We start from the raw sequence: 22,934 nt of genomic DNA on the forward strand, positions 1-22,934 counted from the left end.
TATGAACAATAACTATGTTTTCAGCGCCACTACCCTTGCTTTTTATCCACTCGAAATGAAGGATGATTATGAGAAAGCAGGAAGTTGGCCCGGGGATGCTGTTGAGGTATCTGACGAAATTTATAATGAGTTTCTTATTCCACCTGTGGGAAAGATGCGCGGTGCTAAGGATGGCCTGCCATGCTGGGTAGATGTACCACCTCCGACCCATGAGGAACTGGTTGCAGCAGCTGACGCAGAGAAAGATCGGCGCATCACCGAAGCCAACGACTACATGAACAGTAAGCAGTGGCCAGGCAAAGCAGCAATGGGTCGCCTGAAAGATGATGAGAAAGCTCGATACAATGCGTGGCTTGATTATCTCGACGAGCTGGAGGCAGTCGACACCTCGACTGTACCTGATCTCACTTGGCCTGCTCAACCTCAGTGACGGGGCGTAATTTTCCATCCTCAACAACGAAGCAATCAGTTTTAGTGCTTCTGGTCTCACTTTCTCTTTGACACTCCTGAAGCGATGGAAAAGCGCCAATGACGTAGAGTTGTTCGTTATTGGCGCTGCCGCCCATGATTAATGCCAATACAAACATAGTGTTCATAATATCTCCTTGAGTGAGAGAGGGATAAATAAGGGTTGAGGGTATACCACATAAATGACTTGATGGGGCCTATAACGCCCCTACAGATATTTGCTTTGATAATTTAATGGATTAGAAGTATGTGCCAACCACCACGCCAATAACCCCAGGCACGAACACGCTGAACGACTAGGCCGTTCCCTGAACGATGCTCGTTCTGGTGAGTTCGACGACTGCCCGGTGATGTAACATCCTATGTTAATGAAGAGATCGTATGCTGACGATTTCGGCGCTACAGTGTAATATGCACGCCAGTCGTTGATGGGGTAGTTACTGTGGGATGTCCACCGCTGTGTCCATCAAGAAAAAATTATCAGCATAGCGAATAGAAAAACTAATATTTATGAAGAACATAAGAAACTTCTCCATCATCGCCCACATCGACCACGGTAAATCGACGCTGTCTGACCGTATCATCCAGATTTGCGGCGGCTTGTCCGACCGTGAAATGGCCGCGCAGGTTCTTGACTCAATGGACCTGGAACGTGAACGTGGTATTACCATCAAAGCGCAGAGCGTCACCCTCGACTACAAAGCCAGCGACGGTGAAACTTACCAGTTGAACTTCATCGATACCCCTGGGCACGTTGACTTCTCTTATGAAGTATCCCGCTCGCTTGCGGCCTGTGAAGGGGCGCTGCTGGTGGTGGATGCCGGGCAGGGCGTTGAGGCTCAAACCCTGGCGAACTGCTACACGGCGATGGAAATGGACCTGGAAGTGGTTCCGGTTCTGAACAAAATTGACCTGCCGGCGGCCGATCCTGAGCGCGTGGCGGAAGAAATTGAAGACATCGTGGGCATCGACGCCACCGATGCGGTTCGCTGCTCGGCGAAAACCGGCGTTGGCGTACCTGATGTATTAGAACGCCTGGTGCGTGATATCCCCGCACCGCAAGGCGATCCAGATGCACCGCTACAGGCGCTGATCATCGACTCCTGGTTCGATAACTACCTGGGTGTTGTCTCCCTGATCCGCGTGAAAAACGGCACGCTGCGTAAAGGCGACAAAGTCAAAGTCATGAGCACCGGCCAGGTGTACAACGCCGATCGTCTGGGCATCTTTACGCCTAAGCAGATCGACCGTACCGAACTAAAATGCGGTGAAGTAGGCTGGCTGGTTTGTGCCATCAAAGACATCCTGGGCGCCCCGGTAGGCGATACTCTGACCCTGTCCCGTAACCCGGCGGACAAAGCGCTGCCAGGCTTCAAAAAAGTGAAGCCGCAGGTTTATGCCGGCCTGTTCCCGGTCAGCTCCGACGACTACGAAAACTTCCGCGATGCACTCGGCAAGCTCAGCCTGAACGATGCCTCTCTGTTCTACGAGCCAGAAAGCTCAACGGCGTTGGGCTTCGGCTTCCGCTGCGGCTTCCTGGGCCTGCTGCACATGGAGATCATTCAGGAGCGTCTGGAGCGTGAATACGATCTCGACCTGATCACCACCGCGCCAACCGTAGTTTACGAAGTGCAAACGACCAGCAAAGAGATTGTCTACGTTGATAGCCCGTCTAAGCTGCCGCCGCTCAACAACATTGAAGAGCTGCGCGAGCCGATTGCGGAATGTCACATGCTGCTGCCGCAGGAGTTCCTCGGCAACGTGATTACGCTGTGTATCGAAAAACGCGGCGTGCAAACCAACATGGTTTATCACGGCAACCAGGTTGCGCTGACCTATGAAATCCCAATGGCGGAAGTGGTGCTCGACTTCTTCGATCGCCTGAAGTCCACTTCTCGTGGCTATGCGTCGCTGGATTACAATTTCAAACGTTTCCAGGCTTCCAACATGGTGCGCGTTGATGTACTGATAAATGGCGATCGCGTTGATGCGCTGGCGCTTATCACACACAACGACAACGCGCCTTACCGTGGCCGTGAGCTGGTGGAAAAAATGAAGGATCTGATCCCTCGCCAACAGTTCGACATCGCGATTCAGGCAGCCATCGGCAACCACATTATTGCGCGTTCGACGGTGAAACAGCTGCGTAAAAACGTTCTGGCTAAGTGCTACGGCGGCGACGTCAGCCGTAAGAAAAAGCTGCTGCAGAAACAGAAAGACGGTAAGAAACGCATGAAGCAGGTCGGCAACGTCGAGCTGCCTCAGGAAGCGTTCCTGGCCATTCTGCACGTTGGCAAAGACAGCAAATAATCTAAGGAGTTGGCATGGCGAATATGTTTGCTTTGATCCTCGTGGTAGCCACGCTGGTGACGGGCATTTTGTGGTGTCTGGACAAGTTTATCTTTGCACCAAAACGTCGTGAAAAACAGGCGGCAGCGCAGGCTGCCACCGGTGACGCACTGGACAAAAAGACGCTGAAAAAAGTCGGCCCTAAACCAGGCTGGCTGGAAACCGGTGCGTCGGTGTTTCCGGTGCTGGCGATTGTGCTGGTGGTGCGCTCATTTATTTATGAGCCTTTCCAGATCCCATCCGGTTCGATGATGCCAACGCTGTTAATCGGTGACTTTATTCTGGTAGAGAAGTTTGCCTACGGCATTAAAGATCCTATTTATCAGAAAACCTTAATTGAAACCGGGCACCCTAAACGCGGCGATATTGCGGTATTTAAATACCCTGAAGATCCGCGCCTGGATTATATTAAGCGCGTTGTTGGGCTGCCGGGCGACCGGGTAAGCTACGACCCGCAGTCGAAAGAAGTCACCGTGCAGCCTAATTGCAGTTCCGGCCAGGCCTGCGACAACGCGCTGCCAATCACTTATTCCAACGTGGAAGCCAGTGATTTTGTGCAGACGTTTGCCCGCCGCAACGGCAGTGAAGCCACTTCCGGCTTCTTCCAGTTGCCGAAAGATCAGACCCGTGAAGACGGTGTCCGCTTGAGCGAGCGTAAAGAAACGCTGGGTAACGTCACCCATAACATTCTGACGGTGCCTATCGCTCAGGATCAGGTGGGGATGTACTACCAGCAGTCAGGCTTGCCGCTTGCGACATGGATTGTTCCGCCGGGTCACTATTTCATGATGGGTGATAACCGCGACAATAGCGCAGACAGCCGCTATTGGGGCTTTGTGCCAGAGCAAAATCTGGTCGGTAAAGCGACAGCAATTTGGATGAGTTTCGAGAAACAAGAAGGCGAATGGCCAACGGGCGTTCGTTTAAGCCGAATTGGCGGCATTCATTAAACAATTAATCCCACAAACTAACGACATCCCCTGTCGTTGTGTATAGAATATTCCCGCCTTTAAAGATTGGCTCCCGAAAGGGAGCCACGGCACACGAAACAGCGTTGGTTTCCTTTTTTCAGGTCTGTTCCGTGTGCTGAATAGTTGACGCATTCATTAATTTTGGTATCGCATGAATCCCATCGTAATAAATAGGCTGCAGCGTAAGCTGGGCTACACTTTTCAACATCAGGATCTGTTGCAACAGGCATTAACCCACCGGAGTGCCAGCAGCAAACACAACGAGCGTCTTGAGTTTTTGGGTGACTCCATTCTCAGTTATGTCATCGCGAATGCGCTGTATCATCGTTTTCCTCGCGTAGATGAAGGCGACATGAGCCGCATGCGCGCGACGCTGGTACGCGGCAATACGCTGGCGGAAATCGCCCGCGAGTTCGAACTGGGTGAGTGTCTGCGTCTTGGGCCGGGTGAACTGAAAAGTGGCGGTTTCCGTCGTGAGTCGATTCTTGCTGATACCGTGGAAGCGTTGATCGGTGGCGTCTTCCTCGACAGCGACATTCAGAACGTTGAGCGTCTGATTCTCTCGTGGTATCAGACCCGTCTCGACGAAATCAGTCCAGGCGACAAGCAAAAAGATCCGAAAACGCGTCTGCAGGAGTACCTGCAGGGTCGCCATCTGCCGCTGCCGTCGTATCTGGTGGTGCAGGTGCGTGGTGAAGCGCACGATCAAGAATTTACCATTCACTGTCAGGTGAGTGGCCTGCCTGAGCCTGTCGTAGGGACGGGCTCAAGCCGCCGTAAAGCGGAACAGGCTGCGGCTGAGCAGGCGCTGAAAAAGCTGGAGCTGGAATGAGCGAAGAAAAAACGTATTGCGGCTTCGCGGCCATTGTTGGTCGCCCGAACGTCGGCAAATCCACGCTGCTGAATCAGCTGCTTGGGCAAAAAGTTTCCATTACCTCGCGTAAGGCGCAAACCACGCGCCACCGCATCATGGGCATCCATACCGAAGGGCCATATCAGGCGATTTACGTCGATACCCCGGGGCTGCACATGGAAGAAAAACGCGCCATTAACCGCCTGATGAACCGCGCGGCAAGCAGCTCCATCGGTGACGTTGAGCTGGTTATCTTCGTGGTTGAAGGCACCCGCTGGACGCCGGATGATGAAATGGTGCTGAACAAGCTGCGCGACAGCCGTGCGCCGGTCATCCTGGCCGTCAACAAAGTTGACAACGTTCAGGATAAAACCGTTCTGCTGCCTCACCTGCAGTTCCTCGGCAGCCAGATGAACTTCCTCGATATCGTGCCTATCTCAGCAGAAACCGGGATGAACGTTGATACCATCGCGGAAATTGTCCGTAAGCACCTGCCGGAAGCGATCCACCACTTCCCGGAAGAGTATATTACCGACCGTTCCCAGCGCTTTATGGCGTCTGAGATCATTCGCGAAAAGCTGATGCGTTTCCTGGGCGCCGAGCTGCCGTATTCTGTGACCGTAGAAATCGAGCAGTTCGTGACCAACGAACGCGGTGGCTACGACATCAACGGGCTGATCCTCGTTGAGCGCGAAGGGCAGAAGAAGATGGTGATTGGCAACAAAGGGGCCAAAATTAAAACCATCGGTATCGAAGCCCGTAAAGACATGGAAGAGATGTTCGAAGCCAAAGTTCACCTCGAACTTTGGGTGAAGGTGAAATCCGGCTGGGCCGATGACGAGCGTGCGCTGCGCAGTCTCGGTTATACCGACGACCTGAGCTAAAACTTATGGAAGGCTGGCAACGGGCTTTTGTCCTGCATAGTCGCCCCTGGAGCGAAACCAGCCTTTTGCTCGACCTGTTTTCCGAAGAGTCCGGGCGCGTTCGTCTGATTGCCAAAGGCGCGCGCTCTAAACGCTCAAATCTGAAAGGCGCTCTGCAGCCTTTTACCCCTCTGCTGGTTCGCTGGGGCGGCCGTGGCGAAGTCAAAACGCTACGCAGCGCCGAAGCGGTTTCTCTGGCCCTTCCCTTAAGTGGTATCACGCTGTACAGCGGCCTGTACGTCAATGAACTGGTGGCTCGCGTCCTCGAGCAGGAAACCCGCTTCTCCGAACTGTTCTTCGATTATCTCCACTGCATTCAGGCCTTAGCTGGCGCTACGGGCACACCGGAGCCTGCGCTGCGTCGTTTTGAGCTGGCGCTGCTGGGGCACCTTGGCTACGGCGTGGATTTTCTGCACTGCGCCGGCAGCGGGGCAGTCGTCGATGACACCATGACTTACACCTACCGTGAAGAGAAAGGTTTTATTGCCAGCGTGGTGATCGGCCACAGCAGCTTTACCGGCCGCCAGCTCAGAGCGCTAGCCGAACGCGAATTTCCCGATGCCGACACGCTCCGTGCCGCCAAGCGTTTCACGCGTATGGCGCTCAAGCCGTATCTACAAGGGAAGCCTCTCAAAAGTCGCGAACTGTTCCGCCAGTTTGTGCCTAAAAAAACGCCACCTGAGCCATCTGATAGCTCACAGTAATCACAGACCGTAGCCAGGCTTTCCCCGGCAGGTGTACACTGCCCGGCATCTGTCTGCGAACTCTGAGGATTGTCATGGCTGAATTACTGTTAGGCGTCAACATCGATCACATCGCTACCCTGCGTAACGCGCGCGGTACGGCATACCCGGATCCGGTTCAGGCCGCGTTTATCGCGGAGCAGGCGGGTGCCGATGGCATTACCGTTCACCTGCGCGAAGATCGCCGCCACATCACCGACCGTGACGTTCGCGTTCTGCGTGAAACCCTCGATACCCGCATGAACCTGGAAATGGCCGTCACCGAAGAGATGATCGCTATTGCCTGCCAGACGAAACCGCATTTCTGCTGCCTGGTGCCGGAAAAGCGCCAGGAAGTAACCACCGAAGGCGGCCTGGATGTTGCCGGTCAGCTGGATAAAATGCGCGATGCCTGCCAGCGCCTGGCTGACGCAGGTATTCTGGTTTCTCTGTTTATTGATGCCGACCACGCGCAGATTGACGCGGCGGTGGCCGTGGGCGCGCCTTACATTGAAATCCACACTGGCTGCTATGCGGATGCTGAAGATGAAGTCACCCAGGCCAAAGAGCTGGCTCGCATTGCTGAAGCCGCGAGCTATGCCGCCGCTAAAGGGCTGAAGGTGAATGCTGGTCACGGGCTGACGTATCACAATGTTCAGGCCATTGCGCGGATCCCTGAAATGCATGAGCTGAACATCGGCCACGCGATTATCGGGCGTGCGGTAATCAGCGGTCTTAAAGAAGCCGTGGCTGAAATGAAACGTCTGATGCAGGAAGCGCGTCGCTAATGGCCATTCTCGGCCTCGGCACGGACATAGTGGAAATTGCGCGCATTGAGAGCGTCATTTCCCGTTCCGGCGACCGACTGGCTAAGCGCGTACTGAGCCAAAATGAATGGGTCTTGTACCAGGCGCATCGGCAGCCGGTGCGTTTTCTGGCGAAGCGTTTTGCGGTGAAAGAAGCGGCCGCGAAAGCTTTTGGTACCGGAATTCGCAACGGGCTGGCGTTCAATCAGTTTGAAGTGTTTAACGACGCGCTGGGCAAACCTCAACTGCGGTTTTGGGAAGAGGCGGAGCGGCTGGCTGAAAAAATGGGCGTGCGATCAGTTCACGTTACCCTGGCGGATGAGCGCCATTACGCCTGCGCGACGGTGATCATCGAAAGCTAAAGTTTATCCGCATGGTGGAGCAGCACGAACTTATCCCACAGCTGCTCTTCATTCTCAATGTGCGCCGGGTCGTGAATTATCGTGCTGGGGATCGGGCAAACTTTCTGGCAGGTCGGGGTTTCGTAATGGCCCACGCATTCCGTGCAACGATCGGTATCGATCTGGTAGATAGCATCGCCCATGGAGATGGCCTGATTCGGGCACTCCGGCTCGCACATATCGCAGTTGATGCACTTCTTCGTAATTAATAACGCCATTTCAACCTGTTACCAGCCCCACCGGACTCAAAGATATATTCACATTTCGCGCTCAAAACATTGCAAAAGCCTGTATATTTAACCAGTATTAAGTTTGATTAAAGATAATGGATAAAGCAGGGACGTTTCGATGGCGCGCACTTTACCACAAAAGCAGATCATCCCCAATGATACTGCGCCTTTAAGTTTTGTGCTTTGTGTACTTTCAGTACGTGTTATCATTGAACTATTGGTCATGAAAAACACGACGGGGTCGTACTTATGGTACAGAGAGAACAACTGCGCGAAGCTTTTTCCCGCAGGCTGGCGCAGGCCTGCAGCGAAGCAAACCTCGATGAGTTCGGGCGCGGTATGGCGATAGCGCGCGCGCTGGGCGTTTCCTCCAAGGCCGTCAGTAAGTGGCTTAACGCCGAAGCCATCCCCCGGCAGGATAAAATGTACGAGCTGGCAACGTTTCTTCGGGCTGACGCGCTCTGGCTTCAGCACGGCAGTGAAACGGGCTATCAAAGCGAAGGGCGCGAGAATGCGGCTAGCCATGAAGAGGCGGCCATTTATCCTTTCCAGCCGCGCGAAGAGCAGGGCTTTCGCATCGACGTGCTGGACATTGAGGCCAGCGCGGGGCCGGGGCGACTGGTCTCCAGCGAAGTCACCGAAACCATCAACCACATCGTTTACGACAGCCAGGAAGCGCTGGAGCTGTTCGGCCACCGGCCGGCTTCAACGATAAAAGTCATCACTGTCACCGGTGACAGCATGTCCGGCACCATTGAACTGGGTGACTATATCTTTGTGGATATTGGCAAAGACTACTTCGATGGCGATGGCATTTACGTGTTCCTCTATAAGGGACAATTGCTGGTGAAGCGCCTGCAGATGACCCATGACTGCCTGCTGGTGCGATCGGACAACCCCAAATATGCTGACTGGCGCATTAGCGAAGAGAACGAACAGCACCTCAAAATTATTGGCCGAGTGATGTACAGCCATTCAATTCGCCGCCACGCCTGAGATAGCTCATCCTCAAGCTCCAGCCTCAGTCACTTACCCAAGTATGCTCCTGAGGCTGGATCCCTTGCCGCCTTGCCGCAACTCGAATGCTAACCCATCTAAAAATAATCTTATAAATCAAAAATTAATTATCAATGCGATCTTTTTTTAAATAATTCGTACTTTTGGTTCTTGACGTAATTGTACTATTGGTTCAATATCAATTCATCGGCAGGACGCACCGACTCACAAGGCAAGTGAACGCTCCTTAACATCAGGCCCTGAAAAAGGGCACATACACCAAAGCAAGAAGCTTTGGGATATCAGAGAGATATCACCAAAGTTGATTGACAGGAGGTTGTATGGACGCACAGGCACGTCGCCGCCAGCGCCGCGAAGCTAAACAGGCCGTCTGGAAAGCTGCCAACCCGCTGTTAGTCGGGGTAAGAGCGAAACCTGAGGCACGGCTTATTCTCTCGCTGGTTCGTAAACCCAGGTCTCGCCCCGACAAGGCCCTGGAGGTGATTAACATCTATGGTCTGCAAATCATTCAGCAGGCAGAGCATTATCAACGACTGCGCCAGAAGTTAGACGCCAGGAAAAAAAGCGTTTATCAGGCCACGCCTCGCAGCGAATCCGGCTTACCGGCAGCGACCGGGAAGCAAACCCGACGCGGAAAACCTGTTCCGCTGATTTAACGCCATACCGCTTCTTTATCCCAACGGCAGTTCGACCCCTCAACCGAAGGTTCTTCCATGAACGACCAACCCGCAAATCTGGTCACGCAGTCTTTTGCGTGGCTGGCGGCGCTTGCCGCCGGTCTGGGTATCACGACACAGGATATGGTCTACATGATATTCGGACTGCTTAGCGTACTGATTTCACTGGCTTCGTGGCTGGGCGGCAGGCTGGATGCCCATCGACAGCATCTCGAAGATCAAAAGCGCACCCGCATCCTCCAGACGCTGGTGGATGACTTGCAAACTTTAAACCGAGCCGAGCAGATTGAGATTATTAGGGTAGTCAGCGAGGTACTGAAAAAGGCAGGTAACTAGTGGCTCTTTCTCCCGGACTCAGAAAAACATTACTCGGATTGTCAGGGGCTGGTGCGCTGACGATTGCAGGCACGCTCCTGCCCGAGCTGGAAGGCGTGAGCTACACGCCATATTACGACGTCGCCGGGGTGCTGACCGTCTGTTACGGCCATACCGGTAAAGACATTATTCCCGACAAAATATACACCCTGTCTGAGTGCAGGCGCTGGCTTGACCAGGATCTCGGCCCAGCGGCTCAGGCGGTCTCAAGGGCCGTCACCGTCCCGGTTAGTGAGTACCAACGAGCAGCTTTGATTAGCTTTACCTACAACGTTGGTACAGCCGCTTTTCTGCGCTCTTCCGTGCTCAGGATGTTAAACGCTGGCGAGTACAAACAGGCCTGCGCTGGGCTGAAAAAATGGATCTGGGCGGGTGGGAAGCAGTGGCAGGGGCTTATCAATCGTCGCGAGGTGGAGTACCAGCTTTGTACCTGGCCGGAGCCGGAAGAATGAAGCCGCTGACCTCACTTGTGCTGGCGGCCTTTACGCTGCTCGTTGCCAGCAGCTGGTGGTTTCACCAACGCTATGCCGTGCAAAAACAAAGGGCAGAGTTAGCCCTGGAGCAGCTGGCTCAGCAAAAAAATGAGCTGCAAAACCTTGTCCGGCGCCAGCAGGCAATAGCTGACCTGGATATCCACTATAGCGAGGAGTTAACCCATGCCCGGCTCACCATTGAAAACCTGCAGCGTGATGTGGCTGCTGGTACTCAGCGGCTGCGCGTCAGCGCCACCTGCAAAGCAGTGCCTGGCACCGCCGCCGCCGCCAGGCTGGATGATGCAGCCGCCCCCGGACTTACTGACGCCGCTCAACGGGATTATTTCCGTCTCCGGGAGCGAATAGAAACGAGCAACAAGCAGCTGGCGGGGCTGCAGGAGTACATCCGCAATCAGTGCCTGAACTAAGCCTCGAATTTTCGAGGCTTTTTTATTCCTACGTCAAAGAGGTCATTCCTATGTCTACATCCCTGAAGTACCCGATTGTTCTGGTCCACGGTCTGTTCGGTTTCGACAAAATTGGCGGGATCTACCCCTATTTCTACGGCATCAAAGAGGCGCTGGAGAAAGCCGGGGCGAAGGTCTACATCGCCACGATTTCCGCACTGAACAGCAATGAAATGCGCGGCGAGCAGCTGCTGGAATTTATCCGTAAAGTCCTGGCCGAAACGGGTGCGGCAAAAGTTAACCTGATTGGCCACAGTCAGGGGCCTTTGGCCTGTCGTTACGCTGCGGCGACCCACCCTGAACTTATTGCCTCGGTAACCTCCGTGAACGGCGTTAACCATGGCTCCGAAGTAGCAGACCTTGTTCGACTGGCGCTGAAGCCTGGCCGCCTGCCAGAGTCTATCGCCAATGCCGCCCTGTCGGCTTTCGGCCAGCTGCTTTCCGCCCTGGCGGGGGCTCCTCGTCTGCCTCAATCCGGCGTGGATGCCCTGGATGCGTTGACCAGCGAAGGCGTTGCCGCCTTTAACAAGAAGTATCCGCAGGGACTGCCTGCGCAGTGGGGCGGCCAGGGCAAAGAGCTGGATAACGGCGTCTACTACTACTCGTGGAGCGGGATTATCGACTACAACCCGCTGAATCAGGGCGCGAACAACCTGGATCCGCTGCACGTCGCCATGCTGGCGTTTTCCATCCTGTTCACCAACGAACGTTTCCAGAACGATGGCCTGGTTGGCCGTTACAGCAGCCATCTGGGCAAGGTGATTGGCTCCGACTATTCGATGGATCACGTCGATGCCATCAACCAGCTTGCCGGCGTGGTGGCCAGCAACAGCGACCCGGTCAAGCTGTACGTCGACCACGTGGCTCGTCTGCAGGCCAAAGGGCTGTAAGCCTTATCTGAACCGCCTTCGGGCGGTTTTTCTTTGGAGAAATCAATGAATGACACCACGCGTCCGGGCTTTCTGACGCCGATGGGGGCATCGCCACACTACGACGATGCACTTGATGTCGATCTTACCGGCTGGATTGTCGGCGTATCAGGCCTGCCGCCGGAAATGGTGATGGCGAAGTGGAGCGATCCGCCACCTGCCACGCCTGAGGCCGGTATTACCTGGTGTGACTTTTTTACCAACGTGAAGCAGGCGGAAGCGTCTTTCTTCCACTCGCAGGACAGCGATCAAAGCGTACTTCAGAGCACCGAGTCCGTGGACGTGACCTGTGGCTTTTATGGCCCCGGCGCTCAGGCCGTTGCCGCGCTTTTTCGTGATGGCCTGAACGTGCCGCAAAACAACGCCGAGCTTAACCGACTGGGCCTGACGTTTTTGCAGTGCGGCGACATTACGCCGGACCCTGAATTTATCAATAACCAGTGGCTACGCCGCTACACCCTCACCGTGGCGCTAAAGCGCAGTATTGCCCGGCGCTACGGTATTCGTTCCATCCTTTCATCCGCAGTAAAAATCATTGGAGAGTAAGCTATGTCACAGGGTTTACCTGTATCTAACATTGTCAGCGTGACAGTGAATATGGCGCCGCGTGCGGCGCAGTCCCGTAACTATGGTGCGCTGCTGGTCGTAGGCGCGAGCAACGTTATTGACGCCAAAGAGCGTATGCGAGCTTATTCCAGCCTGAGCGGCGTAGCCGCCGATTTTGGTCTGGAAGCGCCGGAATACAAAGCCGCCAGCCTCTACTACCAGCAGTCCCCGCAGCCTGCCGACCTGTATATCGGGCGCTGGGTTAAAGAAGGCGGCGAGGGCAAAGCCGGAGAAACCATCGCCGAATGCGTCTCCGCGCTGAGTGCGCACTCGACCGACTGGTATGGTCTGGTGATTGCCGACGATACCCTTACCGATGAAGGCGTGCTGGCCGTGGCGGCGGTTATTGAAGGCGACGGCGTTTCCCGTATCTTTGGTCATACTTCCGCCAGCGCTAAAGTGTTGGATGCTAACGACAGCACCGATGTCTTCAGCAAGCTGAAAGCGGCTAAGTTCGCCCGCACTTTTGGTCAGTACTCCAGCGCCACGCCGTTTGCGGCCGCCTCCCTGTTTGGCCGCGCGTTCACCGTTAACTTCAACGGCAATAACACCACCATTACCCTGAAATTCAAGCAGGAACCGGGGATTACCGCAGAAACGCTGACCCAAACGCAAATCAATGCTCTTTCCGCGAAAAACGCCAACGTCTTTGTGAATTACAACAACGACACCGCCATTATTCAGGAAGGCGTAATGAGCAACGGCAGCTTCATCGATGAGCGCCACGGCCTGGACTGGCTGCAAAACTATGTGCAGACCAACCTCTATAACCTGCTTTACACCAGCACCACCAAAATCCCGCAAACCGATGCCGGTGTTACCCGTCTGCTGAGCAACGTTGAGCACTCCATGGCGCAGGCGGTCACCAATGGTCTGGTCGCACCGGGTGTCTGGAATGGCGCCGATATTGGCCAACTGGCCTCCGGCGACACGCTGACCAAAGGCTACTACGTTTACGCCCCAGCTGTAGCGACTCAGGCGCAGTCAGACCGCGAGGCGCGTAAGGCGCCAGTGATTCAGGTGGCCTGCAAACTGGCGGGTGCCGTGCACTTCGCTGACGTCGAAATCAATGTTGTTCGTTAAGGAGATTTAAATGGGTACTTATTCTTTTATGGATGTGACGGCTTCTCTTGTGGGGCCAACCGGCGTGATTGATTTGGGCGCGGGCAGTGCGAACGGTGATGCCGGGATCAAAGTGGAAATGGCTGGCACAAAAAACACGATGACCGTCGGCATAGACGGTGAGGTGATGCATAACCTCTCTCCGGCTAAAAACGGTTCGATCACCGTGACGCTGATGAAAACTTCCCCGGTGAATAAAAAGCTGATGCAGGCCTACAACGCCCAAACCCTCTCTTCGGCCCTGTGGGGTAAGAACACGATTGTGGTGCGCAACACTTCCTCCGGCGATTTGGTTTCGGCCAGCAGTGTGGCGTTTTCTCAGCTTCCAGCGAACAGCAATGGCAAAGATGCTGGCACCATGGACTGGAAGTTTGACTGCGGCAAAATCGATCAGCTGCTCGGGGAGTTCTAAGCCATGGAAATTACCCTGAAAGCGGTGAACTACCGCATTGGCAAGCTCGGCGTTTTCGAGCAACTTAGCGTTGCGCGGAAGCTACTGCCGGTTCTGGCTGGCGTTGTGGGTGATTTTCGCAGCTTGCAGGGTAAGGAGGGCGGAAACGCCCTCGAAACCGTGCTGCCAAAAATTGCCCGCACCCTTGCCGACCTCAGCGAGGAAGATTGCAACACCATTCTGTATCCGTGCCTCTCGGTCGTGGCGCGCGAACACATGAAGGGCTGGGTGCCGGTCTTTAGTCAGGGCGCATTGTCCTTTGACGATATCGACCTGATGACGCTGCTGCAGCTGGTGGCCCGGGTGGTGGCCGACTCGCTGGGAAATTTTTTGCAAGAACTCCCCGGGAGCGAAAACCCGGCCCCGCCAGCGGCCTGAGGCTGGAGGCGCTGCCGGGCGGGGAAGATTACATTCTTCGCCCGGCGGAGGTCTTCGGCCTCAGCTGGCTGGATCTGAAAAGCGGCGCGGTGGATCTCAACGACATTGCGCTGATGAATGATTACCTTGAGATGCAGGCCGAGAATAAGGCCTGTATCACACGCTGGAGAGAGGAAAATGAGCGCTAGCACACAGCTTGTTCCTTACGTCCCGATCCCAGATTTTTTTTATCAAGAAGACCTTAGCTCGCGAATCAACGCCGCTTTTGGGGAACTGGATAAAACGCTGAAAAAGGGAAAAGAAGAGGCGGCAAAAGTTGATTTTGAAAAACTGGCTAAAAGTTTCGAAAACTTCAGTAATCAGGTGCTGTCTCCGCTAACTAAAGCGGGATCCTGGTTTGAAAAGCGGCTGTCCGGCATCGAGAAGGATGCACAGGCAGCTCAATCTCTGAACGCCGATTTAGAGGCTTACAAGGCACTGCAATACGGTGCCAGTCAGTCAGGGGCGGACATTGGTGCGCTGCAAAAGTCGATTAAAAACGTCAGTGAGTATGTGAACGGTGACTCTCTGCACGAGAGCCTGTTGAAAAGTCTCGGCGTAAAAACGCATGATGACGCTGGCTTAAAGCGGGATAACGCCGATATTTTCACGCAGGTTGCCCGTTCTTTGGGCACAGTGAACAGAGACAGCGCCGATTTCTATGCATTGAATCTGGGGATTGATGACGACACGCTGCATGCGATGCAGCGCGGATTAGGCCAGTTTGCCGAAGAGTATCAGGACTTGTCCCTCCGCATAGGCGGAAGCGCAGAGCAAAGCGCCGACCAGTCCGAAAAATTTATGCAGTCCTGGCGTAAAGCGGACTCCGTGTTTGATTTGTTAGTAGCAAAATCAGGCGGCGATCTGGCCGAAAAATTGGTTGAGCCCGTTGAGAGACTGGCCGAAAAAATGCTGGTTAAAGCGCCACAAATTGAACGCGTGTTGGACAAAATTGGCGCCGTCGTTGAACAGTTTGCTGACATTTTCGTTGATGCACTGAGCGGCACCATCGACTGGGTTACCGACGTGATGGCCTGGTGGGATCGCCTTGACGAAGGTTCTCAGGGGCTAATCGGTGGTTTAGCGGGGCTTACCGCGGCCTGGCTGGTTCTGAACAGCGCATTTCTCGCTTCCCCTGTCGGGATTATTCTCTCGCTGGCTGCGGCCATTGGCCTGCTTTATAACGACTACCAGAAATGGAAAGCTGGGGAAGAGAGCTTTATTGACTGGGGAGAGTGGGGACCGGTTATTGAAATGGCTGCGGACACGATCGGTAGCCTCGCGAAAACCATCAAAGATCTTATTGTTGATATTGGCAGCCTGTTGGGCATCGATTTTAGCAAGTGGTCTATCAGCACCATCTTTAAGGGGCTTCTGGACAACTTTAATCAGTTAGGCGCCACGCTAAGACTGATTGGGAGTCTGATCAATGCGCTAAAAGAGGGGAACTGGGCAGAAGCAGCCAATATCGGAAAGTCATTGGTAGCAAACGGTCTGTTCCAGACGCCGGCGACCAAAATTGCGGATGGCGCAGCAGGCATTATTAAAGAGAAGCTCTCTAAGGGATGGCACACATTCCAGGGCTGGCTTGCTGGAGATGAAGAAAAAGGCTCTGGCGGAAAGTTATCCAATGCTGTCAATAATCTCAGTCAACCCGATCCTGTCTCAATGTTGCTTCCGGCGTGGGGGGCCAACAATGAACGCCTGGCGACTTCGGGAGATTTTTCCACGGCGAACAACAGCACTACGCATTCACCCACGATTAACAGTAATACCCATATCGTCGTGAATGGCGTCTCTGAACCTCGTCTGGCGGCGACCGAGACATCTCAGCGCTTGTTCAATGTTCATTCTCAGCTGGCGCAGCAGTATGACAGGAGGATGAGCTAATGGATATTTTTGGTGCTTACTTTCAGCCACGCACGAGCTTCTCCGGTTTTCTGGTGCCGGATGTGGTGATCAACGAACTCCACACGGACACGCTAAAAATTGCTTCTCATCCCGTCGAGTTTGGCCCGAATATCAGCGACCATGCCTGGGCAGAGCCCGGTGAGGTAACGATTGATTGCTTCTTTAAAGCCGGTGGTTCGATGGTCGATTTTACCAATACGATCGACATCAGCCCCAGACTCAACGCGGGCGCCAGTCCGGCACAGATTTACCAGCAGTTGCTTGATCTACAGACCAAAGCAGAACCCTTTAGGGTCATCACCCGCCGCCGCTCCTACGACAATATGCTGATCAAAACGTTGACGGTGACGACCGGCGTCAAATCGGAAAACATTCTTGGCTGCAAACTGGTGTTGACCGAAGTATTGATGACGGCCACGGAAGCACGCCCTGCGCCGCCTAAAACGGCGATGGATGAAGGGGTAACGACGGCTTCGGTCGGTGATAAGGGCGAAAAAGTGGTTACCACTCCCATGGGGGCGGGAAAAATTACGCCACTTCAGCCTGATAAAAAATGAGGAGAGACGATGTCAATTGCAGAAATTCCCCTCAGCGCGGATAACCAGGTCTTTACGATCCAACTTGCCGGACAGACCCTGCGCATGCGGCTGCTTTATCGGGATGTTGCCGGCTGGGTCCTGGATATTCTCGATGCTGACAATCAGCCTGTTGTGAACGGGATCCCGCTGGTGGCCGGTGCCGATTTATTGGTGCCATATAGCTGGCTTGGTTTTGGCGGAGGGCTATGGGTTGGCTGTGATAATGAGGCTCAGGATTACCCGAGCAAAACCGATCTCGGGCGCGGTAGCCATCTTTACTTCGTGACGGCAGATTAAGGAGGGGAGATGAATCAAAACTGGTCTCGCCACTTTGAGCTCCAGCTGCTGAAGGAAGACGGCAGCGGCATTGCGCTCTCTGGTTTTAAGGTGACGTTTAAAATCGACTGGCATGCCGGCAGCTCACCCAAAACGGCCGAGGTGAAAATCTACAACCTCTCGCCGGACAATGTGAATCGTATTGCTCAGAAGGAGTACAGCAAAATCCGGCTGATTGCGGGCTACAACGGATTAGAACCGGTGGTAAGCAATAGTGAAGTGGGGAAAATCCGGGTTGTTGAACCTGTCGAGTGGGGGCCGCGCGACGGCATGAACTTTGGGGTGATCTTCAGCGGCGACATTCGCATCTGGATGACGGGGCGAGAGGATACCCCTGATGACTGGATTATAATTCAGGCCATTGATGGCCATGAGGCGCTAATGTCCGCCGTGCTTAGCGCCACGCTTGCTAAAGGCTACACGGTATATGACATGTACCAGTTTGCGGCAGGGGCGCTGAAACCTTTTGGCATTCTGCCCGGTAGGCTGCCGCCTTTTCCCGAAACAAAGTTTCCCAGAGGGTATACCTTCCACGGCAAGGTCAGCAGTTATCTCGATCAAATCGGAAAGCTGTGCAAGGCCACCTGGAAGTTGTCGAATGACAGACTGGACTATTTCAACTCGACTGAAAAAGCACACCCGCCGGTGAGTCTTAACAGCCAGAGTGGCCTGATTGGACGGCCGCAAACATCAACCAATGCTGGCGTAACCCTGAAATGCCTGATTAATCCCACAATCCTGCTCCACGGTCAGGTGCAGTTAGATCAAAACACGCTCTATAAGCCTGAGCTGCTTGCTAAGGATGACTATATTCGCCCCTCGCCGGACGGCGTGTACGACATTTATGGCATTACCTACAACGGGGATACCCGTGGGGATCAATGGTATATGACCATGATGTGCTTCCCGGCAGGCCAGCAAGTTAATGATGTGGAAGAGGCGTGGAAAAAACATTCCGCCTCTAATAAATAAAAGCCAGACCCGCCTTTGCGGGTTTTTTTATCCCTGGAGGAATCATGGCTCTGACGACTTCGGCTCTCAGCGGTGAGCTGGCCGATACGCTTGCGGCCAGCCGGGCCGCATTAAGCAACGATCTTCGGGTCGCGTTACCTGGCATCATTCAGTCTTTTGATCCGCTATCAGTGACCTGTGAAGTGGCACCGGCTATCCGGGGCGCGAAGGCGAGCCGCGATGGCACAATTGCTTCAGTCGCCTATCCGCTGCTGGTGGATGTGCCGGTTGTTTTCCCGCATGGCGGAGGGTGCTCGCTGACGTTTCCGCTTAAAGCGGGAGACGAATGCCTGGTTATTTTCGCCGATCGCGCCATCGACTTTTGGTGGCAAAGCGGAGGCATTCAGGAGCCGGTCGATGCCCGTCAGCACTCGTTGTCGGATGCCTTCGTGCTGCCTGGCCCTCAGTCACAGGCGAAAAAAATCAGCGGCATCAGCACTTCGGCGGTTCAGCTACGTAGCGAAGACGGCAAAGCCTTTGTTGAGCTGGATCCCTGCAGCCACAGCATCACGCTCGCTACGCCGGGAAAACTTACTGCGACGGCGGCCAGCATTGACCTGACCGGTGAGGTCAATATCAAAGGCAACGTGACCGTGAGCGGAGATGTTACTGCCAGCGGGATAAGCCTGACGAAGCACCGCCACGGCGGCGTGCAGTCCGGCGGTGCAAACACGGGAGGTCCGGTATGAAATACCGCAGAGAGAGCAGCGACGGAGATTACACCTTTGGTCAGGGAGAAAACACCTTCCTGGAAAACTCGCCGGAGTGCGTGGCTCAGGCGGTGAGTACCCGGCTCAAGCTGTGGCAGGGTGAGTGGTTTCTGGATAACCGGACCGGCACACCTTACCGCCAGTCCGTTCTTGGCAAACAGCAGGATGACACCTGGGTATTAATGCTGATTGACCGCGTCAGCCAGACCATGGGCGTTAAGTCCGTGCTGGATGTCACCGCCGCGCGCACTGAAAAACGCACCGTAACCTTCAACGCCACCATCGACACCGTTTACGGTCCTACCACTTTAAACAGCGAGGCATAAATGGCCCTCAATTCTGAAACGCTGGGGTTATCGGCAACGGTAACGGCCCAGGGGATAACCGCGCCTGATTATCAAAGCCTGTTAGGGACTTTGATGGATGCGTTCAGGCAAATCTACGGCACCGATGCGTACCTGGAGCCGGACAGCAAAGATGGGCAGCTCATCTCGCTGGTGGCGCTGGCCATTCATGACGCTAACAATGCGGCGATTGCTGCTTACAACAGCTTTTCGCCTGTGACGGCAATGGGGCGGGCGTTATCTAGCAACGTTAAGATCAACGGTATTGTCAGGCGGGCTGCGACCTTCTCGACGGTCGATCTACTGCTAACGGGCATCCCCGGTACGACCATAACCCGTGGCTCTGTCAGAGATGACAGCGGCGTGACGTGGTTTTTGCCTGAGGGAGTGTCGATTGGTGTTGATGGATCGGTAATCGCCACCGCAACCTGCGCCAGCAGTGGCGTAATGGCGGCACCTGCGGGGTCCATCACCATCATGGGTACTCCAACGCGTGGCTGGACTGCGGTCACGAACCCTCAGGCCGCTACGCCGGGCGTGGCGGCTGAAACCGATGCCGAATTGCGCATCCGGCAGTCGCAGAGCGTTGCCTTGCCTGCGCTCACGCCGTTCGAGGCGGTCGAGGGAGCGATTGCCAATATAGCAGGCGTTACCCGGCATAAGCTCTACGAAAATGATACCGGTGCTATCAACGCCAATGGCCTGCCTCCGCATGCCATCGCTGCGATTGTGGACGGTGGGGATGTGACGGAAATTGCTCAGACGATCAGGGGCAAAAAAGGCCAGGGCGTCGCCACCTTTGGCTCGACGTCCATTGTGGTGCCCGATCTCTACGGCAATCCCCACAGCATTGCTTTCTCTCGGTCCGGCAATGTGCCGATTTACGTCGACATCGTGCTGAAAGTGTTCACCGGCTATACGTCGCAAATCGGCGAGCAGATGAAGCAGGCGATTGCCGACTATATCAACGGGCTGGGGATTGGCGACAGCGTGCTGCTGAGCCGCATTTACTCACCGGCCAACCTGGGCGTAGTCAGCGGCGGGAAAGCGCGTTATTACGACATCTCCGACTTGCTGATCGGTAAATCTACCTCTGCGGTCGCGGCGGCTAACGTCAATATCGGCTACAGCGAAGCTGCCTCCTGCAGCGTGGACAACATCAATATCACGGTGAGCTCATGAGTAAATATACCGGGCGCATCACCAGCTACCACGCCAGTAAACCCCTGTTTTTTGCCCACGTGGATCTGAGTACCCGTCCTTTCACTGAGACCGCAATGACCACCGAAAGCCTGATCGATGCGTTTGATATCGACACTGCGGTTGGGGTTCAGCTTGATGCGCTGGGGCAGTGGATTGGGCGAAGCCGCATCGTTAGCCAGCCGATTTCCGGCGTCTATTTTAGCTGGGACACCGACGGGCTGGGTTACGACCAGGGCGTGTGGCAGGGGCCTTACGATCCCGATGCAGGCTACACCTCACTGAGCGATGAAACCTACCGCATCATCCTCAAGGCAAAAATCGCGATGAACAACTGGGACGGGCAGAACGACACGCTGCCCGCGATTCTGGACGCCGCCACGGCAGGCGCGGGGCTGCGAATGCAAATCGTCGACAACCAGGACATGACCATTTCTGTCTGGGTGCTGCCGAAAACGGACATTGCTGACGTGTCCCTCGAGCTTCTCGCGGCCATCAAACAGGGCTACCTGACGGTGAAAGCCGCCGGCGTTTGGGCCGGAGACATTCAGACGCCTTCGGTAGAAGCGCCGTCGCAGGGCGGCAAATTCTTTGGGTTTGATATCAACAATCACTATATCGCCGGTTTTGACGACGGCGCATGGGAGAGGAAACTTTAATGGCTACAAATCAGTTTAAACCTTTTGCAACCAGGCCTGACGCCAACGTCACGCCGCAAAATGAATGGGAAAATTTGCCCGCGCTGTTAAGCGGCTTTGCCGGCGGTAAAGCCAGCAGTGCTCAGGTGAACAAAGCGCTGCGCCAGACGTCATTTATTGCCGCCGCGCTGGCCCAGTTCGTGAGCGATAAAAGCGGGCAGGACGTGCTGGACGACGGTGATATCACCGCCTTCCTGGCGAAGCTTACTTCAGGTTTTGGTAACCAATATCTCAGCCGCCAGAATCCGTTTGCGGATATTAAGGCCGATGGTGCCACCGCGATTTCTTCGGCTCTCGCAAACCTTGGTTTGGGAAGGTTTGACCAAGACTCATACGAAACTCGCATTTGGTCACCAGACAAAAAGTCATATATTTTTATTCAAAACGGGATTTGGGGAGCATATTCGATTAATTCCCCAGCGGGAACTATTGCATTGCAATTAGCATCAGGTGGAACAGGTGCTAAAGATGCTTTTGGGGCACGTACCAATCTTGGGCTTGGTAATTCAGCTACGCGCGATATCGGTACAACTGCGAATACCGTAGCAGCGGGTAATGATAGTCGTATTGTTAACGCCGTACAGCATAGCGAATTTACATCTGGACCAGGTTGGGTGCGTTTCCCTGAAGGAACCATTATCCAGACAGGAACAATAGTTGTAGGCCCTCTTTCATCCCCAACGGCTATTTCATTTCCGATTCCATTTACACAGATGGGTTACAAGGTCACCACATCTTTTGATCAGGCCTCTGGCAGTGCAAATGATTGCCCTAGTTTTGCCGTCTCACCTCAAGCGGTTAATTGGGCTTATTTTATGAGTTCACGGACAAATGGCGTTAATGCCGGATGTAACTGGATAGCAGTAGGGAAATAACATGAAATATATTTATGATGCAAAAACGAATGCTTTTTATCCTGTTCCATTGAAAGACGGATACACTGCAAATGGATTGTGGCCTGAGTCCAATGTAGAAATCGACGAAGAAACATTTGCCGAGTTTCAGAAACCACCAGAGGGAAAAATAAGAGTTGCGGGTGATGATGGCTATCCTGCATGGACTAATATCCCTCCCCCGAATTATGAGCAACTGGTTGCTATTGCGGAAGCAGAGAAACAATCACTAATTGATCGGGTCAATGAATACATAAACAATAAACAATGGCCCGGTAAAGTGGCTATGGGCCGCTTGAAAGAGATTGAAAAGGCGCAATATAACGTTTGGCTTGATTGTCTCGATGCGCTTGAAGCTATTGATACTTCCAGCGCACCAGATATTGAATGGCCTACTGTCCCGAATCAGTAGCATCAATTAATATGGGCTCGCCGTTTTCATTAACTGCGAGCATCTTTCCTTGGGGCATAGATGATGACGTAAAGAACCAATTATCATCCGACAGCGAAACCGCACCTGTAATATCATGTATACCAGGTAAAGCTTCAGTCATTGTAGTAGAATTGAAGTAACGCATAGTGATCCCTTCATTAATTGGATGGGCAGTGAACTCGCCAGGAAAAACCATATCCTGATGGGCCGCCACTTATAAATTGACAACGAGCTTTAAATCCGCTGGTTGTTATTGTGTTGTCTACAACCATAGAAACATGCAGTTGCTGAACTGATGACCCGAGATCAAAACTCAAATGTTCAGCAGTGGATATATTCATAGCCACTTTGGGTAAGGTTATAGGAAAAATAACGGTCGCAAGACCATCGACAATAGTGGAATTATAGCCACTCAGCTCAATAGAACCATCTGACCAGATAGTCCAATCGCCATTAACGTTGCTCCCCCGGCTAGTGACAAACTTCGCATTCCCCAAACCAACCTTTAAGAAAATGCACATCCTGCCGCGCCGTGGCATGCTCTCAGCCTTTTGTGAGGCAAA

31 protein-coding genes are annotated in these 22,934 nt (G+C 54.0%); 29 read left to right on the forward strand and 2 right to left on the reverse strand.

The genetic code is table 11. From position 1 onward, the window contains the following. The first annotated feature begins 1 nt into the window (after nt 1). Nucleotides 2-430, forward strand: a complete 429-nt coding sequence (locus ACREYP_RS04985; protein WP_498881173.1) for a tail fiber assembly protein — start codon at nt 2-4, stop codon at nt 428-430. Here ACREYP_RS04985 and ACREYP_RS04990 read toward each other — a convergent pair. Continuing rightward, nucleotides 405-596, reverse strand: coding sequence for a hypothetical protein (locus ACREYP_RS04990; protein ID WP_498881174.1), 192 nt, complete (start codon nt 594-596; stop codon nt 405-407). The genes ACREYP_RS04985 and ACREYP_RS04990 overlap by 26 nt on opposite strands. A 382-nt stretch (nt 597-978) precedes the next feature. On the opposite strand from ACREYP_RS04990, the gene lepA reads away from it, so the two are divergent. The 7 genes from lepA to acpS all read left to right on the forward strand — a co-directional run bounded on the left by lepA (nt 979) and on the right by acpS (nt 7,454). Next, complete coding sequence (lepA, locus tag ACREYP_RS04995; RefSeq protein WP_336819096.1) at nt 979-2,778, forward strand: translation elongation factor 4; 1,800 nt, start codon at nt 979-981, stop codon at nt 2,776-2,778. A 14-nt stretch (nt 2,779-2,792) separates the two neighbouring features. Further along, complete coding sequence (lepB, locus tag ACREYP_RS05000) at nt 2,793-3,767, forward strand: signal peptidase I (protein WP_008459507.1); 975 nt, start codon at nt 2,793-2,795, stop codon at nt 3,765-3,767. Between the two features lie 172 nt (nt 3,768-3,939). Further along, entirely contained in the window at nt 3,940-4,620 is a 681-nt protein-coding gene (gene rnc, locus ACREYP_RS05005) for a ribonuclease III (RefSeq protein ID WP_008459505.1), read from the forward strand. Continuing rightward, entirely contained in the window at nt 4,617-5,525 is a 909-nt protein-coding gene (gene era / locus ACREYP_RS05010) for a GTPase Era (RefSeq protein WP_008459503.1), read from the forward strand. The genes rnc and era overlap by 4 nt, the downstream gene beginning before the upstream one ends. 5 nt (nt 5,526-5,530) lie before the next feature. Beyond that, nucleotides 5,531-6,268, forward strand: a complete 738-nt coding sequence (gene recO, locus ACREYP_RS05015) for a DNA repair protein RecO (protein ID WP_008459502.1) — start codon at nt 5,531-5,533, stop codon at nt 6,266-6,268. A gap of 74 nt (nt 6,269-6,342) precedes the next feature. After that, complete coding sequence (gene pdxJ / locus ACREYP_RS05020) at nt 6,343-7,074, forward strand: pyridoxine 5'-phosphate synthase (RefSeq protein ID WP_336819097.1); 732 nt, start codon at nt 6,343-6,345, stop codon at nt 7,072-7,074. Beyond that, complete coding sequence (gene acpS, locus ACREYP_RS05025) at nt 7,074-7,454, forward strand: holo-ACP synthase (protein WP_336819098.1); 381 nt, start codon at nt 7,074-7,076, stop codon at nt 7,452-7,454. Before pdxJ ends, acpS begins: the two co-directional genes overlap by 1 nt. Here the strand turns inward: acpS and ACREYP_RS05030 are convergent. After that, nucleotides 7,451-7,711, reverse strand: a complete 261-nt coding sequence (locus ACREYP_RS05030) for a YfhL family 4Fe-4S dicluster ferredoxin (protein WP_008459497.1) — start codon at nt 7,709-7,711, stop codon at nt 7,451-7,453. The two genes, acpS and ACREYP_RS05030, sit on opposite strands and share 4 nt — an antisense overlap. Before the next feature lie 261 nt (nt 7,712-7,972). Here ACREYP_RS05030 and ACREYP_RS05035 point away from each other — a divergent pair, with 261 nt between their 5' ends. The 21 genes from ACREYP_RS05035 (at nt 7,973) to ACREYP_RS05135 (ending at nt 22,350) form a co-directional block, all read left to right on the forward strand. Continuing rightward, nucleotides 7,973-8,719 carry a LexA family transcriptional regulator gene (locus tag ACREYP_RS05035; RefSeq protein ID WP_008459494.1) on the forward strand — a complete coding sequence of 249 codons (747 nt, stop codon included), beginning with the start codon at nt 7,973-7,975 and terminating at the stop codon, nt 8,717-8,719. Between the two features lie 341 nt (nt 8,720-9,060). Further along, a complete protein-coding gene (locus ACREYP_RS05040) occupies nt 9,061-9,396 on the forward strand; it encodes an antitermination protein N (RefSeq protein ID WP_008459492.1) in 336 nt (111 codons plus the stop codon). 57 nt (nt 9,397-9,453) lie between these two features. Beyond that, nucleotides 9,454-9,753, forward strand: a complete 300-nt coding sequence (locus ACREYP_RS05045; protein WP_336819099.1) for a hypothetical protein — start codon at nt 9,454-9,456, stop codon at nt 9,751-9,753. Further along, nucleotides 9,753-10,244 (forward strand): lysozyme, encoded by a 492-nt coding sequence (locus tag ACREYP_RS05050; RefSeq protein ID WP_336819100.1) that lies wholly within the window; start codon nt 9,753-9,755, stop codon nt 10,242-10,244. Before ACREYP_RS05045 ends, ACREYP_RS05050 begins: the two co-directional genes overlap by 1 nt. Further along, nucleotides 10,241-10,693, forward strand: coding sequence for a lysis protein (locus ACREYP_RS05055; protein WP_336819101.1), 453 nt, complete (start codon nt 10,241-10,243; stop codon nt 10,691-10,693). Before ACREYP_RS05050 ends, ACREYP_RS05055 begins: the two co-directional genes overlap by 4 nt. A gap of 50 nt (nt 10,694-10,743) precedes the next feature. Continuing rightward, nucleotides 10,744-11,622, forward strand: coding sequence for an esterase/lipase family protein (locus tag ACREYP_RS05060; RefSeq protein ID WP_008459483.1), 879 nt, complete (start codon nt 10,744-10,746; stop codon nt 11,620-11,622). Between the two features lie 45 nt (nt 11,623-11,667). Next, nucleotides 11,668-12,207 carry a phage neck terminator protein gene (locus ACREYP_RS05065; RefSeq protein ID WP_008459482.1) on the forward strand — a complete coding sequence of 180 codons (540 nt, stop codon included), beginning with the start codon at nt 11,668-11,670 and terminating at the stop codon, nt 12,205-12,207. 3 nt (nt 12,208-12,210) lie between these two features. After that, nucleotides 12,211-13,350, forward strand: coding sequence for a DUF3383 domain-containing protein (locus ACREYP_RS05070; RefSeq protein WP_008459481.1), 1,140 nt, complete (start codon nt 12,211-12,213; stop codon nt 13,348-13,350). Nucleotides 13,351-13,360: 10 nt separating this feature from the next. Continuing rightward, nucleotides 13,361-13,801, forward strand: a complete 441-nt coding sequence (locus ACREYP_RS05075; RefSeq protein ID WP_008459480.1) for a phage structural protein — start codon at nt 13,361-13,363, stop codon at nt 13,799-13,801. A 3-nt stretch (nt 13,802-13,804) separates the two neighbouring features. Further along, nucleotides 13,805-14,218, forward strand: a complete 414-nt coding sequence (locus ACREYP_RS05080; RefSeq protein WP_008459479.1) for a phage tail assembly chaperone — start codon at nt 13,805-13,807, stop codon at nt 14,216-14,218. 113 nt (nt 14,219-14,331) lie between these two features. Further along, nucleotides 14,332-14,406: a DUF6889 family protein gene (locus ACREYP_RS05085; RefSeq protein ID WP_442892476.1), complete on the forward strand. Its 75-nt coding sequence runs from the start codon at nt 14,332-14,334 to the stop codon at nt 14,404-14,406. After that, a complete protein-coding gene (locus tag ACREYP_RS05090) occupies nt 14,396-16,147 on the forward strand; it encodes a phage tail tape measure protein (RefSeq protein WP_336819102.1) in 1,752 nt (583 codons plus the stop codon). Before ACREYP_RS05085 ends, ACREYP_RS05090 begins: the two co-directional genes overlap by 11 nt. Continuing rightward, nucleotides 16,147-16,725, forward strand: a complete 579-nt coding sequence (locus ACREYP_RS05095; protein WP_008459477.1) for a phage baseplate protein — start codon at nt 16,147-16,149, stop codon at nt 16,723-16,725. The genes ACREYP_RS05090 and ACREYP_RS05095 overlap by 1 nt, the downstream gene beginning before the upstream one ends. Before the next feature lie 9 nt (nt 16,726-16,734). Further along, complete coding sequence (locus tag ACREYP_RS05100) at nt 16,735-17,043, forward strand: phage baseplate plug family protein (RefSeq protein WP_008459476.1); 309 nt, start codon at nt 16,735-16,737, stop codon at nt 17,041-17,043. 9 nt (nt 17,044-17,052) lie between these two features. Beyond that, nucleotides 17,053-18,054: a hypothetical protein gene (locus ACREYP_RS05105; RefSeq protein ID WP_336819103.1), complete on the forward strand. Its 1,002-nt coding sequence runs from the start codon at nt 17,053-17,055 to the stop codon at nt 18,052-18,054. A 44-nt stretch (nt 18,055-18,098) separates the two neighbouring features. After that, nucleotides 18,099-18,782: a Gp138 family membrane-puncturing spike protein gene (locus ACREYP_RS05110; protein ID WP_336819104.1), complete on the forward strand. Its 684-nt coding sequence runs from the start codon at nt 18,099-18,101 to the stop codon at nt 18,780-18,782. Continuing rightward, nucleotides 18,779-19,129: a contractile injection system sheath initiator gene (locus tag ACREYP_RS05115; protein ID WP_085541543.1), complete on the forward strand. Its 351-nt coding sequence runs from the start codon at nt 18,779-18,781 to the stop codon at nt 19,127-19,129. The genes ACREYP_RS05110 and ACREYP_RS05115 overlap by 4 nt, the downstream gene beginning before the upstream one ends. Beyond that, complete coding sequence (locus tag ACREYP_RS05120; RefSeq protein WP_336819105.1) at nt 19,130-20,329, forward strand: baseplate J/gp47 family protein; 1,200 nt, start codon at nt 19,130-19,132, stop codon at nt 20,327-20,329. After that, entirely contained in the window at nt 20,326-21,006 is a 681-nt protein-coding gene (locus tag ACREYP_RS05125) for a DUF2612 domain-containing protein (protein WP_336819106.1), read from the forward strand. The genes ACREYP_RS05120 and ACREYP_RS05125 overlap by 4 nt, the downstream gene beginning before the upstream one ends. Next, on the forward strand, nt 21,006-21,920 hold the full coding sequence (locus ACREYP_RS05130) for a gp53-like domain-containing protein (RefSeq protein WP_498881175.1): 915 nt from the start codon (nt 21,006-21,008) through the stop codon (nt 21,918-21,920). The genes ACREYP_RS05125 and ACREYP_RS05130 overlap by 1 nt, the downstream gene beginning before the upstream one ends. Nucleotide 21,921: 1 nt before the next feature. Beyond that, nucleotides 21,922-22,350, forward strand: coding sequence for a tail fiber assembly protein (locus ACREYP_RS05135; RefSeq protein ID WP_336819108.1), 429 nt, complete (start codon nt 21,922-21,924; stop codon nt 22,348-22,350). Nucleotides 22,351-22,934 lie beyond the last annotated feature (584 nt).

The sequence above is a fragment of the Enterobacter sp. TMH.L2 genome (assembly GCF_050847315.1).
Lineage (GTDB): Bacteria > Pseudomonadota > Gammaproteobacteria > Enterobacterales > Enterobacteriaceae > Cedecea.